This is a genomic window from Candidatus Nanopelagicus hibericus (genome assembly GCF_002288005.1).
In the GTDB taxonomy this organism is placed as follows: domain Bacteria; phylum Actinomycetota; class Actinomycetes; order Nanopelagicales; family Nanopelagicaceae; genus Nanopelagicus; species Nanopelagicus hibericus.
On the sequence record NZ_CP016771.1, the window covers coordinates 1011688 to 1026576 of the forward strand.

Genomic DNA, 14889 nt, shown 5'->3' on the forward strand with positions numbered 1-14889 from the left:
CTAGCCAACACCGACAATCAGGCTAAAGCCTCACCACTTTGGGCTTAAGAGTTCTCGTTCGCTCGCTTTGCTTTAGAGGTATTTCTTGCCCGGGTAGAGCCATCTAAAATAACCTTTCGAATTCGAACTACTGCAGGTGTTACCTCAACACACTCATCCTCTCGGCAAAACTCCAACGCCCCTTCCATATTTAATTTCTTGGCTGGAATTAATCGCTCAGTTTCATCGGTGCCAGATGCTCGCATATTTGTTAACTTCTTCTCCCGCACACAATTAACATCTAAATCCTCATTACGTGAGTTCTCACCAATCACCATGCCCTCATAAACCTCGTCCCCTGGCTCCACAAATATCGCACCCCGATCTTGGGTGCCATAAAGTGCGTAACTTGTTACTACTCCCATTCGATCTGAAACTAATGAACCAGTTGCGCGAGTGCGCAGCTCACCATGCCACGCCTCATAACCATCAAATACATGGTGAAGTAAGCCAGTTCCACGGGTCTCAGTTAAAAACTCAGTTCTAAAACCAATTAAGCCACGGGATGGAACTCGGTAATCAAGACGGATCCAACTAGTGCCATGGTTAACCATCTGCTCCATTCGACCCTTGCGCAGCGCCATTAATTGGGTAATTACCCCTAAGTACTCCTCTGGTGCGTCAATTGATAATCGCTCCATTGGCTCATGCACCTTGCCATCAATAATTTTGGTAACAACCTGCGGCTTACCAACAGTTAACTCAAATCCTTCTCGCTTCATAATCTCAACTAGTACTGCAAGCTGCAGCTCACCTCGTCCCTGCACCTCCCAGGTGTCAGGACGCTCGGTATTTAACACCCGCAGTGAAACATTTCCTACCAACTCAGCATCTAATCGACCTTTCACCTGCCGGGCGGTTAATTTATTTCCACTCTTGCCAGCCAAAGGTGAGGTATTAATACCAATAGTCATCGAAATACTTGGCTCATCCACAATAATTAATGGCAACGGATGTGGGTTTTCTAAATCAGCAAGTGTTTCACCCAAAGTAATTGACTCAATTCCAGCCACCGCAATAATGTCTCCAGGGTGAGCCTCCTCCGCTGGCACTCGCTCAAGTGCTTCAGTCATTAATAACTCAGAAACTTTTACCCGTTGCGTACTACCATCTGTTTTAATCCAAGTAACTGATTGGCCTTTTTTAATCACACCTTCTCGAACTCGACAAAGCGCTAATCTGCCTAAGAAAGGAGATGAATCTAGGTTGGTTACATGTGCTTGCAGCGGTGCACCTTCATGGTACTGCGGTGCTGGAATTGCAGAAAATATCGTCTCAAATAAAACATCTAAGTTTTCCTCTTTCGGCATACCACCATCTGCGCACCGCTCAAGTGAGGCTCTGCCAGCTCTGGCTGAGGCGTAAACAATTGGAAACTCAATTTGCTCTTCATTGGCATCTAAATCTAAAAATAATGCGTACGCCTCATCAACCACCGCTGCAATTCTTGCATCTGGGCGATCTACTTTATTTATTACCAAAATTACTGGCAGATTTTTTTGTAAGGCTTTTCTTAAAACAAATCGAGTTTGTGGCAAGGGACCTTCAGAGGCATCAACTAATAAAATAACACCATCCACCATCTCTAATCCGCGCTCCACCTCGCCACCAAAATCTGCGTGCCCTGGGGTGTCGATGATATTTACAATGGTGTCACCACGTTTTACCGCGGTATTTTTTGCCAAAATGGTAATTCCTTTTTCCCGCTCTAAATCCATGGAATCCATCATTCGCTCTTGGCCCTCATCCTGCTTTTTGTGAGCGGCAAATGCACCAGATTGCCAAAGCATGGCATCAACCAAAGTTGTTTTGCCATGGTCAACGTGGGCAATAATTGCTACGTTTCTAAGATTCTCCCGTTTTTTAACTGGTAGATCTTTTAAGTGTGCTTGTTTTTTAGACATTAAACCTAAACTCCACTACATCGCCATCTGCCATCACGTAATCCTTACCCTCCATGCGCACCTTGCCATTGGCGCGGGCTTGCACCATTGATCCAGCAGCAACTAATTCATCAAAGGCGATGATCTCTGCCTTTATAAATCCTTTTTGAAAATCGGTGTGAATCACACCAGCTGCAACTGGCGCGGTATCACCTATATGAATCGTCCACGCTCTGGTCTCTTTTGGACCTGCGGTGAGATATGTCTGTAATCCTAATGTATTAAATCCAACTCTTGCTAATGTAGTAAGGCCGGGCTCAGTTAATCCGATTGATTTAAGTAACTCCAGCGCATCTGCCTCATCTAAATCAGCTAATTCTGCCTCAGTTTTTGCATCTAAAAATATCGCCTCCGCAGGTGCTACCAATGCTGCCAACTCTGAACGTAATTGATTATCACCCAACTCGGCAGCATCAACATTAAATACATATAAAAATGGCTTGGCGGTGAGAAGTTGTAACTCTTTAATCGCCTCAATATCCACCTTACTGCCGCGCAAGAGCACACCTTGATTCAAAACCTCCGCCGCAGCTTTTGCCGCCGCTAAAACTGGCACCTTCTCCTTTATTGTCCGCACCTCTTTTTCTAGGCGTGGAATCGCCTTTTCTAAAGTTTGCAGATCAGCTAAACAAAGCTCGGTATTAATAGTTTCCATATCTTTTTTCGGATCAACATTTCCATCAACATGGACTACATCCCCATCTTTAAAAACTCTAATTACTTGGCAGATTGCATCTGACTCTCTGATATTTGCTAAGAACTTATTTCCAAGTCCTGCCCCTTCCGATGCGCCCTTAACAATTCCGGCAATATCAACAAAGGAGACAGCAGCTGGCAGAATTTTTTCAGAGGTAAATATTTTGGCCAACACCGCCAGCCTTGGATCTGGCACCCCCACCACACCAACATTGGGTTCAATCGTGGCAAAGGGGTAGTTGGCAGCTAGGACATTATTTTTAGTCAGCGCATTAAACAGGGTGGATTTACCCACATTTGGCAGACCAACTATTCCGATTGAAAGGCTCACGAGGGGTAAAGCCTACGCAAGATTGTCAGTACTTCCTGCCACTATAACCCCATGCCCGCCTCGATCATCTCACTTATTATCGGCCTCGCTAGCGGAGTTGCCATCGGCTATCTACTGGCCAAATTGCGCAGCAAAGCTGGGGCAGATAACTCACCCCTGTTAGATGATTATAAAAAGCAGTTAGAGGCTGAGAGAAGTAAAACTGAGAACTCAATCAAATTAACTGCCGAGCTAAATGCGATGAAGACAACAGTTGAAAAACTATCCAACCAATCAGTTGAGGCTAATCGGATTCGTACCCAAGCTGAGGCAAAACTTGAGACCACAATTAATGAGATGAGGCGTGCGAGTGAGTCAATATTTGATGAGACTAAAAAAATTGCTGGCGCATTATCTAGCAGTCAAACGCGAGGTAAATTTGGTGAGGCGCAATTAGAGCTACTTTTGCAATCAGCAGGGTTGCGTGAAGGACATGAGTATGCCAGGCAAAAATCCACCACCGATGCTGATTCCGCAGGTATTCCAGATATCACCGTAAAAATGCCAGGTGGCAGCGCGATATTTATTGATTCTAAATTTCCATTTGATCGCTTCTTGGATGCATTTGGCACAGAGATAGAGAGTGAACGCAATGAGTTTTTAGCCCAACATACTAAAGATTTACTTAAACATGTAGAGGCGTTGGCTAAACGTGGTTATCACAAATCAGCTGGCTCCCCTGATTTTGTAGTTTTATTTGTTCCCTTTGAGACTTTACTAGCAGAGGCTTTGCGGATTGATCCAGCCTTTTTAGAAAAAGCATTTAAATTAAATGTCACCATCGCTACTCCAACCTCAATGATGGCTTTGCTGCGCACCATTGGTTATATCTTTACCAGAAATAAATTAGCGGATAATGCCGATGAGATTCAAAAGGTGGCAAACACCTTCCTTAAAAATATTACCTTGCTACATGGCAAGATTGTGGCGGTGGGTAAGGCGATCTCATCAACTGCCAAGGCGTATGAGGATTTAATTCCTACCGCAGAAAAAACTGTCTTAAATCCAGCAAGACGTATTCATAATCTAGGAGTTGCTGGTGATAAAGAAAAATTAGCAATTGAGTATCCAGACTCACCTGGTGATGTAAGGGAGTTAAAGGCGATCTCTGCTGATGATGACTTTATTGAGGTAGAGGAGATCGAAGGTGGCAAGGATGAGTAGTTTGCCAATTAACTCACCAATTAAAGGTCCTGGTTTAACAAAACCTGGGGTGGTAATTCTGCAGTTTGTAGTGATCTTTTTATTTGCTGCGGTTGAATTACTCTTTCGCTCCTCCTTTGGAATTATCACCTGCCTTGCAATCTGGATTGCATTCTTCGGTGGTACTTACTTAGGTCGTACTGGCACCGCTTATGTAACCGCGGTTGCCCCACCAGTATCACTGCTGCTGAGCTCCTTTATCCTGCTGCCAACAATTGGCGGCTCATCCTTTGCGCCTACAAAGTTGCTGATTGATCTAGTAACTGCGCTAGCTGCAGTATCTTTTTATTTACTCTCAGGTGCTGGAATTACTTGGTTCATTTGGTTTAAAAAAGAACGCAACCAAGGTAATCAATCACTTTCCGGCAGCTTTTAATTCCTTTCGCAGCTCCACCGGTAGTGAAAAAAGTAGATGCTCCTCAGTTGCAGTAATTACCTGCACATCACCAAAGCCACGCTTTGCCAGCCACTCAAGTAGATCCTTCACCAAGATCTCTGGTACTGATGCACCACTTGAAACTCCAACTGTTGTAACACCGCTTAACCATTCATCTTTCGCCTCAGCAGCAAAATCAATTAAGTAAGCAGCCTTTGCGCCATATTCAAGTGAGACCTCAACTAAGCGGACTGAATTAGATGAGTTTTTAGAGCCAACAATTAAAACTAGATCCGCCTTTGGTGCTATCTCTTTGATCGCTACCTGTCGGTTTTGGGTGGCGTAACAAATATCATCGCTCGGTGGGTCAATTAAATTTGGAAAACGTTTTCTCAGCTCTGCTACCGTAGCCAAAGTTTCATCCACACTTAAGGTTGTTTGGGATAACCAAGCCACTTTATTCTCATCTCGCACCTTAATATCTTTAATACTCGCAATGCCATCTACCAATTGAATATGTTTGGGTGCTTCACCGGCGGTGCCATCAACCTCTTCATGGCCCTTGTGTCCAATTAATAAAATATCGTAATCATCGGCGGCAAATCTTTTTGCTTCATTGTGCACCTTGGTCACCAGTGGGCAGGTGGCATCAATAGTTTTTAAATTTCGCTCCGCCGCACTTTGATGGACCGCAGGTGATACGCCGTGGGCGGAGAAAACAACTATCGCACCCTCTGGCACCTCATCAGTTTCATCAACAAATATTGCGCCCCGCTCCTCTAAGCTTTGTACTACATATTTGTTGTGCACAATTTGCTTTCGCACGTAAACCGGTTTTCCATAAAGATCTATAGCTTTTTCAACGGTGACCACAGCGCGATCAACACCTGCGCAGTAGCCACGTGGGGCGGCAAGTAGTACCTGCTTTTTACTGGCTGTGCTCATGGGCTTATCCTAATTGATGATAGAAAGTGAGTAGATTTACCCCTATGCCACCAGAGTTTACCTACCAAGATCTACTGCCAATTGGTGAGGATAAAACTGAGTATCGGCTGATTTCCAAGACAGGGGTAAGTGGCTTCACCGCAGATGGCCGGCAATTTTTAAAGGTTTCCAAGGAAGCAATAACGGAATTAACCCAGGTTGCGATGCATGATATTTCACATTATCTGCGCAGTGAGCATCTTGCGCAATTGGCTAATATTTTAAAAGATCCAGAGAGCTCAGCTAATGATCGATTTGTGGCAACTGATCTTTTAAAAAATGCCAATATCTCAGCCGGTGGCATCTTGCCGATGTGTCAGGACACCGGAACTGCAATTGTGATGGGTAAAAAAGGTCAGCAGGTATTAACGGAGGAGAAGGATGAGATCTCAATCTCCAGAGGTGTTTATGAGGCTTTCACCAAATTAAATCTTCGCTACTCCCAATTAGCACCAGTTACTACCTGGGAGGAGAAAAACACTGGCAATAATTTGCCGGCCCAAATCGAGATCTACTCCGATACTGATCATCCAGACGAGTACAACTTCTTATTTATTGCCAAAGGTGGCGGCAGTGCTAATAAATCATTTTTATATCAAGAAACAAAAGCGGTCTTAAACCCCACCACATTTATGAGTTGGCTGGAGGAAAAACTTCGCTCCCTGGGCACCTCCGCCTGTCCGCCTTATCACCTAGTAGTAGTAATTGGTGGCACCAGCGCTGAGTACACAGTTAAGGCAGCGAAGCTGGCAAGTACTAAGTATTTAGATTCTCTACCCACAAAAGGTGATGCTAAAACTGGCCATGGCTTTAGAGATCTAGAATTAGAAAAAGAAGTATTAAAATTGACGCAAAACATTGGCATCGGCGCCCAATTTGGTGGCAAGTACTTCTGCCATGATGTGCGAGTTGTCAGGTTGCCCCGTCATGGTGCATCCCTGCCAATTGCAATTGCTGTTTCATGTTCAGCAGATCGCCAGGTGAAGGCGAAGATCACCAAGGATGGCATCTTTATTGAAAAACTTGAGACTGAGCCAGCACACTTTTTACCTGCTGCCACCAAAGAAGATTTAGATGGCCCGGAGATAAATATTGATTTATCAGCGCCAATGGCTGATATTTTGGCTCAATTATCAAAGTATCCCGTTAAAACTCGAGTTAATTTATCTGGCACATTAGTAGTTGCCAGGGATTTAGCCCATGCCAAATTAAAGGAGCTACTAGAAAGTGGAAAACCACTTCCAGATTACTTTAAAAAGCATGCAGTTTATTACGCAGGTCCTGCCAAAACTCCAACTGGATTTGCCTCTGGCTCCTTTGGTCCCACAACTGCCGGAAGAATGGACTCTTATGTAGAGCAGTTCCAAGCAGCAGGTGGTTCGTTAATTATGTTGGCAAAGGGAAATCGCTCCGAGATAGTTTCAGCAGCTTGCAAAAAGTATGGCGGCTTTTACCTAGGATCTATTGGTGGCCCTGCTGCCAGACTTGCCCAGGATTGCATCAAAAAAGTTGAGGTTTTAGATTACGAAGAGTTGGGTATGGAGGCAATTTGGAAAATTGAGGTGGAAAACTTTCCAGCTTTTCTAATTATTGATGATAAAGGAAATGATTTTTACGCCCAAACCAGAAAGCCATTAAGTATTGGGAAAAAACCTAACTAGTTAAAATCTTTTAATACCATCTTGATCTCTTAAACTTGCTCCACGCCTTACATGGTGTCTCATATCGCTCTTCAATATATTTAAGTCCCCAAGTAATTTGAGTTACTGGATTGGTCCGCCAATCTGTGGCAACCACCTCCATCTTGGTAGCAGGTAGTGCTTGCGGGATCCCATGGGCGCCAGTGACTTTATTCCTAGCTTTGTAATTCCAATGACTCTCTTTAATCCATAATTGATCCAGGCAGGTGAATTGTTTCTCTGACCATTGATACTTCGCCGCAATTATCTCTTTGGCAACCGCTCTAGCTCCATCTGGTTGACGAGCCAACTCCAGCTTTCGGGCAGCCACTGAGATCAAAGCCATCGATGAGGCATCCACTGTTTTCACCGCATCTAGCTCAAGTAGGGATGGGTTGGGATCAGCCGCCTCCTCTGGGGTGGCAGGGGCGCTCGCCTCTAGATTTGCTCCCACCATTGGGATGGTGACTGAGACCTGCAGATTGCTAGTTGCATATGCCGGCTCTGAAATAGTTAGGAAGAAGGCAAGGCAGGCAGCAGCTATCGACAGCCGGCGCACCCTTGGTGCGGGCGTAGGCATACCTTTCACCTTCATAATCACCCTTCCTTCACATGCCCTAACTGCTAAATAGGGCTCCTAGAACTGGTTCAGAGTGCCAGCCAGGGGGTGGGGGGGCAACTTTATATAGCCGTGTGGCGGGATTATGTTTATATTCACAGGTATTGACTGAAGGAAAACCGCAGGTCAGATACGGTGAAGTCCGATTTATCCGATATGTCGCAAGAGGGGTAAAAATCAACTGGTAAAGCTAATTGGCTCCTCTAGTAGCTCAGTTACCAGGGCGGCGATCTGGGATCTCTCACTGCGAGTCAGGGTTATATGGGCGAAGAGCGGGTGTCCTTTAAGGGACTCAATCACCGCAACCACCCCATCATGACGGCCCACCCGCAGGTTGTCCCGTTGGGCGATGTCATGGGTTAGAACCACTCTGGAGCCTTGGCCGATTCGAGAGAGCACCGTCAACAAAACCCCTCGCTCTAGTGATTGGGCCTCATCAACAATTACAAAGGAGTCATGCAAGGAACGTCCGCGAATATGGGTCAGGGGCAGGACCTCAATTAATCCTCGCTCTACCACCTCATCAATCACCTGCTGGCTCACTAACGCCCCCAAGGTATCAAAGACTGCTTGCGCCCAAGGTGACATCTTTTCATTTTCAGTTCCAGGCAGATAACCAAGCTCTTGACCACCTACTGCATAAAGCGGGCGGAAGATAACTACCTTTTTATGTAAACGTTTTTCTAGCACCGCCTCAAGTCCGGCAGATAATGCCAAGGCACTTTTACCAGTTCCCGCCCGGCCACCTAAAGAGATGATTCCGATTTCATTATCCAACAAAATATCTAAAGCTACCCGTTGCTCAGCACTTCGACCATGTAGGCCAAATGCTGCTCGGTCACCTTTTACTAATTTAAGTTGTTTGTCTGGTGTAACCCGAGCGAGTGCACTTCCTTTTTCAGAGTGCAACACAATTCCAGTGTGACATGGATGAGTCTTTCCAAACTCATGTGGAATTTTATCTTTCTCATAAAGTGAATCAATAATTGTTGAGCCAACACTCTCTTCAACCATACCAGTCCAGCCACTGGTGCTAGCTAACTCAGCTCGATACTCCTGCGCCTCCACCCCAACTGATGATGCCTTTACCCGCAGCGGTAGATCCTTGGTAACTAAGACCACCTTACGGCCATCTGCCATCAGGTTTTTTGCAATTGCTAAAATTCTAGAATCATTTGAGCCATCTCTTAGAAATCCAGATGGCAACTTTGAAACATCAGAGTGGTTTAATTCAACTGAAAGTGTGCCACCCTCATCATTAATGCCAATTGGTTGATCTAACCGGCCACTTTTTACCCGCAACTCATCCAAGGCGCGCAGCGCAGCTCGGGCAAAGTAGCCAAGATCTGGATGATCTCGTTTGGTCTCCAACTCACCAATAACGGTGATTGGAATGATTACTTCATGCTCGGCAAATCTAGAGAGTGCGATTGGGTCGGCCAGCAGTACTGAGGTATCTAAAACGTAGGTGATTCGAGCGAGTAGTGGATTACTTGCCACCGACTTTAAGACAATAGATTCACTAGCCAATTATTGTCATCACATTCTGTTTAGTTGGGGTTTGAAGGTTTTGGAAGATAAGACAAACGATAAATTATTAAGCCTAAAATCTAGGGTCAACACGCTAGGGCTAAAGGTGAAGTTTAGATTAACCCCCTTACCACCTGCCGGATTTAACCCGCCGTTCGATCCAGATTGAGGCCACCGGCAAGGTGCCAGCTAGTAAAAATAGCCCAGTTGAAAGCAGGGATTTTCGCTTTGCAATACAAAGAATTAGAGCTGCAAGTAGATAGACCGGGTAGGTGAAGCCATGCACAATTGGAATCCAAATAAATTGCTCATAAATACTTTTATCACTTAATAAGTACTTAGCTGGCATATATAAAAACCAAAGCAGCAAGGACATTACCCCTGCCCAGAGCGCCCAGAAACGGAAGAAGTAAATTATCTTGCTCACTTTTTCACACTCGCTTTCACTTTTTTCTTTGAACCTGCAGTAATTTGATTATTCACCCTATCTCCTCTTGCCCTAAATTGTGGAAATGCTGGAGCGATTAAAAGTAGCAGCCCCATAAACCACCAGACCACCACATAAGAGATATGTTGCCAGTAAAAACCAGGAAGTTTTTGCGAGATTTGTTCGGATGGGATCAATGAAAGTGTGGAGCTTTGCCCAGATATCTCCTCTGATTTCAAAATAATATACCCATCATATAAAAATGGATTCGCCTTACTTACCACCAGCGCTGGATCAATTCTGGGTAGCTCACCAGGCTTAGCAAAGGCTCGGTCAACATTTTGTCGCGGATAGAGCCGGCCAGTAATTGCCACCGGTCCTGTTACCTGGCTACCCTGCTGATCTAAAACTTCTCGGGCGACTAACACCGCATGACCTGAGCTTAACTTTAATAATCTCACATCCAGATCTGCAATCTTTTCATCTGCAATCTTTTGATCGCGAGCAATGTAAATTGCTGCGTAATTACCCTCTGCTGAAACAATTCTATTTACCGCCTTTATCGGCATATTCTTGCCAGCGGAGGAGACCTGATCTAGTCGAATTACTGGCTGATCTGGCTGGGGGGCGGTTGATAGATTTAAAGCTTGCGCCCGATGTAATTGCCACATTCCCAACTCGAAGCAGCCATAGATTAAAAGCAGCCAAGTGATCAGCAGGCCAGTGGTTTTTAATATTTTCATGCTGAGTGGAAAAAATTACTCTTGATCTTTACGGTCAACTAATCTCTTATATCTGCGATAAAAACTGGTAAGCAAAACCACCGTTGCTAGGGTTAAAAAAATCATAGTCAAGGAGCCAGCAACCCCCATATCAAAACTTGCGCCCTCATCCATTTTTACTCCTTATAAAGCTACTTAGGTAAGCCTACTTACCTGCGGTGAAATAGTTCTACACTTATCTCTGTGATCCACCCCAAAGTATTAGCGAATCCTGCACTGCGCCAGCGGTATGGGATCAAAGAGCTTCCTAAAAATCGCAACTGGCTGCTGGGGGTGCTAATTGCAGTTGTTGCTACCTGGTTTGCCTGGAGCGGGTATAACGCAGCAAATCCTGCCGTCAGATCTGAATTAGTTTCCTTTGAAGTTATTGATGAGCAAAGTATTTCTATCACCTACAAAATTTCGGTCAGAGATTTATCTGCTGATCACAACTGCGCAGTTGTTGCTAGGGATATTGATAAGAATGTTGTTGGTGAGGTTACTGATCTAATGCCTGCTGACTCACTTATGGTGGGGGCAAATCTTCGTACTGTTGCCATCCCTACCCGATTGCCTGCAGTAAATGCGGGAATTTCTAGTTGCCAGTAATATTGCGCACTTATGAACCAACCAACTCAAACCTGGCTGACCCAAGAGGCAGCAGATCGTCTAGCAGCAGAGCTTGCTGAGCTAGAGGGTCCACTTCGTGCGGAAATAATTAAAAAGATTGAAACTGCAAGAGCTGAGGGTGATTTAAAAGAAAATGGTGGCTACCACGCAGCCCGGGAGGAACAAGGAAAAATCGAGGGTCGAATTCGCCAGCTAAAACATATGTTGGAGCATGCCCACATTGGCACACCACCGGCAAGTGAATCTGGAGTGGTGGGACTAGGTATGTTGGTAACAGTTGATATTGCAGGTGATGAACTTAAGTTCCTCCTCGGCTCCAGAGAGATCTCCACTAGTGATGTTGATGTCTACTCTGAAAAATCACCTCTGGGGGCGGCAGTTCTGGGGGCAAAGGTGGGGCAAACTGTTAATTACACAGCGCCAAATGGCAAGCAGATAAAGGTTGCAATTCTTGAGGCTAAGCTCTTTTAATTACTTTTTAGCTGCGTTGTTGTATTTGCGAATACTTAATGGAATAAAAATAGCCATTATTAAAATCATATAAATTACCGACATTTGTAATGGGTTTTCACTGGGAAATGAACCAGCGGTAGCGCCAAATTGATTTTCAAGTCCAAATAACTGCCGACAAGCTGCCACCATGGTGGAGACTGGATTCCACTCCGCTACATACTGCAACGGTCTTGGCATGCCAGTGGTTGGGGCAAAAGCGTTAGATAAAAATGTAAGTGGAAAAACTACGATGAAGGTGGCATTAGTTGCCACCCGCTCCTCTCTTACTGACAAGCCAATTAGCACTCCGATCCAAGACATCGCAAAACCAAAAACTAATAGGAAAACAAAACCTAAGAAGACCTCAAATAAAGATGAGGTTGGTCGCCATCCCACCGCAAAACCTGCAACTCCCATTGCGGTCAAGACCACGATATTTAAGGCACCATCTCCCAGAGTTCTACCAATTACCACTGCAGATCTTGAGATTGGTAGTGATCTAAACCGATCAATTAATCCTTTTTGCATATCTGCAGCTAAACCTACTGCCGTTCCTGCCAAGGTGAAGGCAACTGTTTGCACAAATATGCCGGGCATAAGTAATTGCACATATCCACCTGGCTGGCCAGTATCAATTGAGCCACCAAATACATATCTAAATAACAATACAAACATTATTGGCTGAATAGTTGAGAACAAAAGTAACTCTGGTACTCGAGAGAGTTGTAATAGTTGGCGTTTAGTGATTATTGCTGCATCTGAGATGAAATTAATCATTTGCCCCGTCTCCTGCCCTTACTCACTGATACTTCCTCATCTTTTTTCTCCTCAGCAACATGGCCGGTTAAGGAGAGAAATACATCATCTAATGATGGCCGCTTAAGCCCAATATCCAAGGGATGTATGCCCTTTTCATCCAACATCTTTGCTGCTTCAATCAATGCTTTGCTGCCGGTAGTAACTGGGGCTGATACTTGGCGAAGCCCCTCATCAACATTTATGGCACTGCCGCTAACTCTGGCAACAATCTCTTTTACTGAATCCATATGCTCATTCTCAACCACAATTTCCAGCCGCTCACCACCCACCTGCTTCTTTAATGAATCAGAGGTTCCTCTAGCAATTACTTTGCCATGGTCAATTACTGCAATCTCATCAGCTAGGTGATCTGCCTCTTCCAGATATTGCGTGGTTAATAACAATGTCACTCCACCCTTTACTAAATCATCAATTACGCCCCACATATCTTGCCGTCCTCTTGGATCAAGGCCAGTGGTTGGTTCATCCAGAAATAAAACCTTTGGGCGAATAATCAATGAAGCTGCCAAATCTAATCTACGACGCATTCCACCTGAATAGGTTTTAATTGGCCGCTTGGCCGCATCTGATAATGCAAACTGCTCAAGTAATTCAATCGCACGTTGTTTAGTTTCCTTGGCAGATAGATGATAAAGCCGGCCAAACATAATTAAGTTATCCCAACCAGTTAAGGTCTCATCAACTGCTGCGTACTGACCAGATAATCCAATTAATTTTCTAACCTCATCTGGATGTTTTAGCACATCAATTCCAGCAACGGTAGCGCTACCTGAATCTGGTGAAAGCAGGGTTGCTAATATTCTTACAGTTGTAGTTTTACCAGCACCATTTGGCCCTAGCACGCCAAGTACTGTGCCCTCTTCAACATCTAGGTTTAAACCATCTAATGCTTTAACTGTGCCTTTGTTATAAGTTTTGACTAAGTTTTCCGCAATAACTGCTTTCATAAGTAGATACTAACAAGAAAAATCAGTAAACTACACACTTATACTAATCAAAGTAATTCATTTGAGTAGTTTCACTATTAAAAAAGGCGGCAGTTAAAATAAAACCTAAAAAGCTCCTTAAAAACCCCTTTGCTGAACTGCCATCTGAGATTGCGATATTGTCTTCGATTTCTTTCTTTGTAGCGGTGGGCTTTGGCCTAATAATTCCTGCACTGCCCATATTTGCCTCATCATTTGGTGTAAGTAAAACAGCAATTGGCCTAATTATTTCTAGCTTTGCGATTGTGCGCTTTTCCTCTGGTTTAGTAGCTGGAAAATTTGTAGACAAGTTTGGTGAGAGATCTGTACTTGGCTTTGGCTTATTTATGGTCTCCTTCTTCACCTTGCTTACCGCCTTGGCGCAAAACTATGAACAATTATTGATATTTAGATCCTTAGGCGGCCTTGGTTCCTCAATGTTTTCAGTCTCAGCTGGATCTTTACTGATGCGCTCAGTTGGTGATGATTTTAGAGGACGTGCCCAATCATTATTTAACGGCGGGTTCTTGCTAGGCGGCATAACTGGCCCGGCCTTTGGTGGAGTTCTTTCAGCAATCTCTTTGCGGGCGCCATTTTTTGTTTACTCAACGACTTTGGCAATCGCTGGCGCAATTGCATTATTTTTCTTAAGTGAAAAAAGATTAGGTAAAAAAGTAGATGCCCCGACAAGCAAATTAGGACAGACCACCCTGGGTCAAGCAATGCGCTTAAAGCCATATCAAATTGCCCTGGCACTTGCTTTTATAAATAACTGGATTTTATTTGGCCTCAGGTCATCTATCTTGCCCTTATTTGTGACTGAGGAATTAAAATCCACCGCTGCGATTGCAGGGCTTGGTTTAACTGTAGGCGCACTGGTGCAGGGAGTATTTATGTTAAAAGCTGGAAAGTACTCAGATAAAAAGGGACGCAAAGCTGCGTTATTATTTGGTAGCGCATTTGTTTTGTTTGGAATTTTAATGCTGGCAATTACCACCAATACAGCGCTCTATTTCATTTCAATGGCGTTATTTGGCTTAGGTGGCGCTTACGTTGGCACCGCCCCGGGCAGCGTGGTTGGCGACATTATTCGTGGCCGAGGCGGACAGGTAATTGCAGCATGGCAAATGGCAGGAGATGCAGGGATGATCTTTGGGCCAGTAATTGTGGGCTTACTTACTGACCTTTATAGCTATCAAACAGCATTTTTGGTCTCAGCTGGAATTTGGGTTCTGGCAATTTTACTTGCTGCGATTTTGCCAGAGACTAGATTGTCACACTTAGAAAATGATTTAATTCCTGATAAAAATAAACAGGAGCTGTGATCTTTCACAGCCCCTGTTAGGTAATGCTTTT

General features: G+C 44.5%; 16 protein-coding genes. 6 read left to right on the forward strand and 10 right to left on the reverse strand.

Annotated features, from left to right (window positions below; translation table 11 throughout):
- Window positions 1–44: 44 nt before the first annotated feature.
- A complete protein-coding gene (typA, locus tag B1s21160_RS05205; protein WP_095672675.1) occupies window positions 45–1943 on the reverse strand; it encodes a translational GTPase TypA in 1899 nt (632 codons plus the stop codon).
- Window positions 1936–3009 (reverse strand): redox-regulated ATPase YchF, encoded by a 1074-nt coding sequence (ychF, locus tag B1s21160_RS05210; protein WP_095672676.1) that lies wholly within the window; start codon window positions 3007–3009, stop codon window positions 1936–1938. Before ychF ends, typA begins: the two co-directional genes overlap by 8 nt.
- Before the next feature lie 51 nt (window positions 3010–3060).
- Between ychF and B1s21160_RS05215 the strand changes: the two genes are divergently transcribed.
- Together B1s21160_RS05215 and B1s21160_RS05220 are read left to right on the forward strand one after the other, a co-directional pair.
- Window positions 3061–4212, forward strand: coding sequence for a DNA recombination protein RmuC (locus B1s21160_RS05215; RefSeq protein ID WP_095672677.1), 1152 nt, complete (start codon window positions 3061–3063; stop codon window positions 4210–4212).
- Window positions 4205–4627 carry a hypothetical protein gene (locus tag B1s21160_RS05220; protein ID WP_095672678.1) on the forward strand — a complete coding sequence of 141 codons (423 nt, stop codon included), beginning with the start codon at window positions 4205–4207 and terminating at the stop codon, window positions 4625–4627. Before B1s21160_RS05215 ends, B1s21160_RS05220 begins: the two co-directional genes overlap by 8 nt.
- Here the strand turns inward: B1s21160_RS05220 and B1s21160_RS05225 are convergent.
- Entirely contained in the window at window positions 4607–5572 is a 966-nt protein-coding gene (locus tag B1s21160_RS05225) for a 4-hydroxy-3-methylbut-2-enyl diphosphate reductase (protein ID WP_095672679.1), read from the reverse strand. The two genes, B1s21160_RS05220 and B1s21160_RS05225, sit on opposite strands and share 21 nt — an antisense overlap.
- A 44-nt stretch (window positions 5573–5616) precedes the next feature.
- On the opposite strand from B1s21160_RS05225, the gene B1s21160_RS05230 reads away from it, so the two are divergent.
- Window positions 5617–7272: a fumarate hydratase gene (locus B1s21160_RS05230; protein ID WP_041888143.1), complete on the forward strand. Its 1656-nt coding sequence runs from the start codon at window positions 5617–5619 to the stop codon at window positions 7270–7272.
- A 10-nt stretch (window positions 7273–7282) separates the two neighbouring features.
- Here B1s21160_RS05230 and B1s21160_RS05235 read toward each other — a convergent pair whose 3' ends face one another.
- The 5 genes from B1s21160_RS05235 to B1s21160_RS06385 form a co-directional block, all read right to left on the reverse strand.
- Window positions 7283–7885 (reverse strand): aggregation-promoting factor C-terminal-like domain-containing protein, encoded by a 603-nt coding sequence (locus tag B1s21160_RS05235; protein WP_095672917.1) that lies wholly within the window; start codon window positions 7883–7885, stop codon window positions 7283–7285.
- A gap of 201 nt (window positions 7886–8086) precedes the next feature.
- Window positions 8087–9439, reverse strand: a complete 1353-nt coding sequence (locus tag B1s21160_RS05240) for an RNA 5'-3' helicase PhoH2 (RefSeq protein ID WP_095672680.1) — start codon at window positions 9437–9439, stop codon at window positions 8087–8089.
- Between the two features lie 127 nt (window positions 9440–9566).
- A complete protein-coding gene (locus B1s21160_RS05245; RefSeq protein WP_095672681.1) occupies window positions 9567–9866 on the reverse strand; it encodes a DUF3817 domain-containing protein in 300 nt (99 codons plus the stop codon).
- Complete coding sequence (locus B1s21160_RS05250) at window positions 9863–10609, reverse strand: SURF1 family cytochrome oxidase biogenesis protein (RefSeq protein ID WP_095672682.1); 747 nt, start codon at window positions 10607–10609, stop codon at window positions 9863–9865. The genes B1s21160_RS05245 and B1s21160_RS05250 overlap by 4 nt, the downstream gene beginning before the upstream one ends.
- A gap of 15 nt (window positions 10610–10624) precedes the next feature.
- Entirely contained in the window at window positions 10625–10762 is a 138-nt protein-coding gene (locus tag B1s21160_RS06385; protein ID WP_190276935.1) for a hypothetical protein, read from the reverse strand.
- Between the two features lie 69 nt (window positions 10763–10831).
- Here B1s21160_RS06385 and B1s21160_RS05255 point away from each other — a divergent pair, with 69 nt between their 5' ends.
- On the forward strand, window positions 10832–11236 hold the full coding sequence (locus tag B1s21160_RS05255; RefSeq protein WP_223297943.1) for a DUF4307 domain-containing protein: 405 nt from the start codon (window positions 10832–10834) through the stop codon (window positions 11234–11236).
- A 12-nt stretch (window positions 11237–11248) separates the two neighbouring features.
- Window positions 11249–11728, forward strand: a complete 480-nt coding sequence (gene greA, locus B1s21160_RS05260) for a transcription elongation factor GreA (RefSeq protein ID WP_041888151.1) — start codon at window positions 11249–11251, stop codon at window positions 11726–11728.
- Here greA and B1s21160_RS05265 read toward each other — a convergent pair whose 3' ends face one another.
- Entirely contained in the window at window positions 11729–12526 is a 798-nt protein-coding gene (locus tag B1s21160_RS05265; RefSeq protein WP_095672683.1) for an ABC transporter permease, read from the reverse strand.
- A complete protein-coding gene (locus B1s21160_RS05270) occupies window positions 12523–13515 on the reverse strand; it encodes an efflux ABC transporter ATPase subunit, DrrA-related (RefSeq protein ID WP_095672684.1) in 993 nt (330 codons plus the stop codon). The genes B1s21160_RS05265 and B1s21160_RS05270 overlap by 4 nt, the downstream gene beginning before the upstream one ends.
- Before the next feature lie 158 nt (window positions 13516–13673).
- Between B1s21160_RS05270 and B1s21160_RS05275 the strand changes: the two genes are divergently transcribed.
- Complete coding sequence (locus B1s21160_RS05275; protein ID WP_223297944.1) at window positions 13674–14858, forward strand: MFS transporter; 1185 nt, start codon at window positions 13674–13676, stop codon at window positions 14856–14858.
- Window positions 14859–14889 lie beyond the last annotated feature (31 nt).

What these genes read in the sequence shown, in the direction of transcription:
- B1s21160_RS05230 (WP_041888143.1), top strand. Translation starts at nt 5,617, where the DNA reads ATGCCACCAGAGTTTACCTACCAAGATCTACTGCCAATTGGTGAGGAT.
- typA (WP_095672675.1), bottom strand. Translation starts at nt 1,943, where the DNA reads ATGTCTAAAAAACAAGCACACTTAAAAGATCTACCAGTTAAAAAACGG.
- B1s21160_RS06385 (WP_190276935.1), bottom strand. Translation starts at nt 10,762, where the DNA reads ATGGATGAGGGCGCAAGTTTTGATATGGGGGTTGCTGGCTCCTTGACT.
- greA (WP_041888151.1), top strand. Translation starts at nt 11,249, where the DNA reads ATGAACCAACCAACTCAAACCTGGCTGACCCAAGAGGCAGCAGATCGT.
- B1s21160_RS05235 (WP_095672917.1), bottom strand. Translation starts at nt 7,885, where the DNA reads ATGAAGGTGAAAGGTATGCCTACGCCCGCACCAAGGGTGCGCCGGCTG.
- B1s21160_RS05250 (WP_095672682.1), bottom strand. Translation starts at nt 10,609, where the DNA reads ATGAAAATATTAAAAACCACTGGCCTGCTGATCACTTGGCTGCTTTTA.
- B1s21160_RS05220 (WP_095672678.1), top strand. Translation starts at nt 4,205, where the DNA reads ATGAGTAGTTTGCCAATTAACTCACCAATTAAAGGTCCTGGTTTAACA.
- B1s21160_RS05225 (WP_095672679.1), bottom strand. Translation starts at nt 5,572, where the DNA reads ATGAGCACAGCCAGTAAAAAGCAGGTACTACTTGCCGCCCCACGTGGC.
- B1s21160_RS05270 (WP_095672684.1), bottom strand. Translation starts at nt 13,515, where the DNA reads ATGAAAGCAGTTATTGCGGAAAACTTAGTCAAAACTTATAACAAAGGC.
- B1s21160_RS05215 (WP_095672677.1), top strand. Translation starts at nt 3,061, where the DNA reads ATGCCCGCCTCGATCATCTCACTTATTATCGGCCTCGCTAGCGGAGTT.
- B1s21160_RS05265 (WP_095672683.1), bottom strand. Translation starts at nt 12,526, where the DNA reads ATGATTAATTTCATCTCAGATGCAGCAATAATCACTAAACGCCAACTA.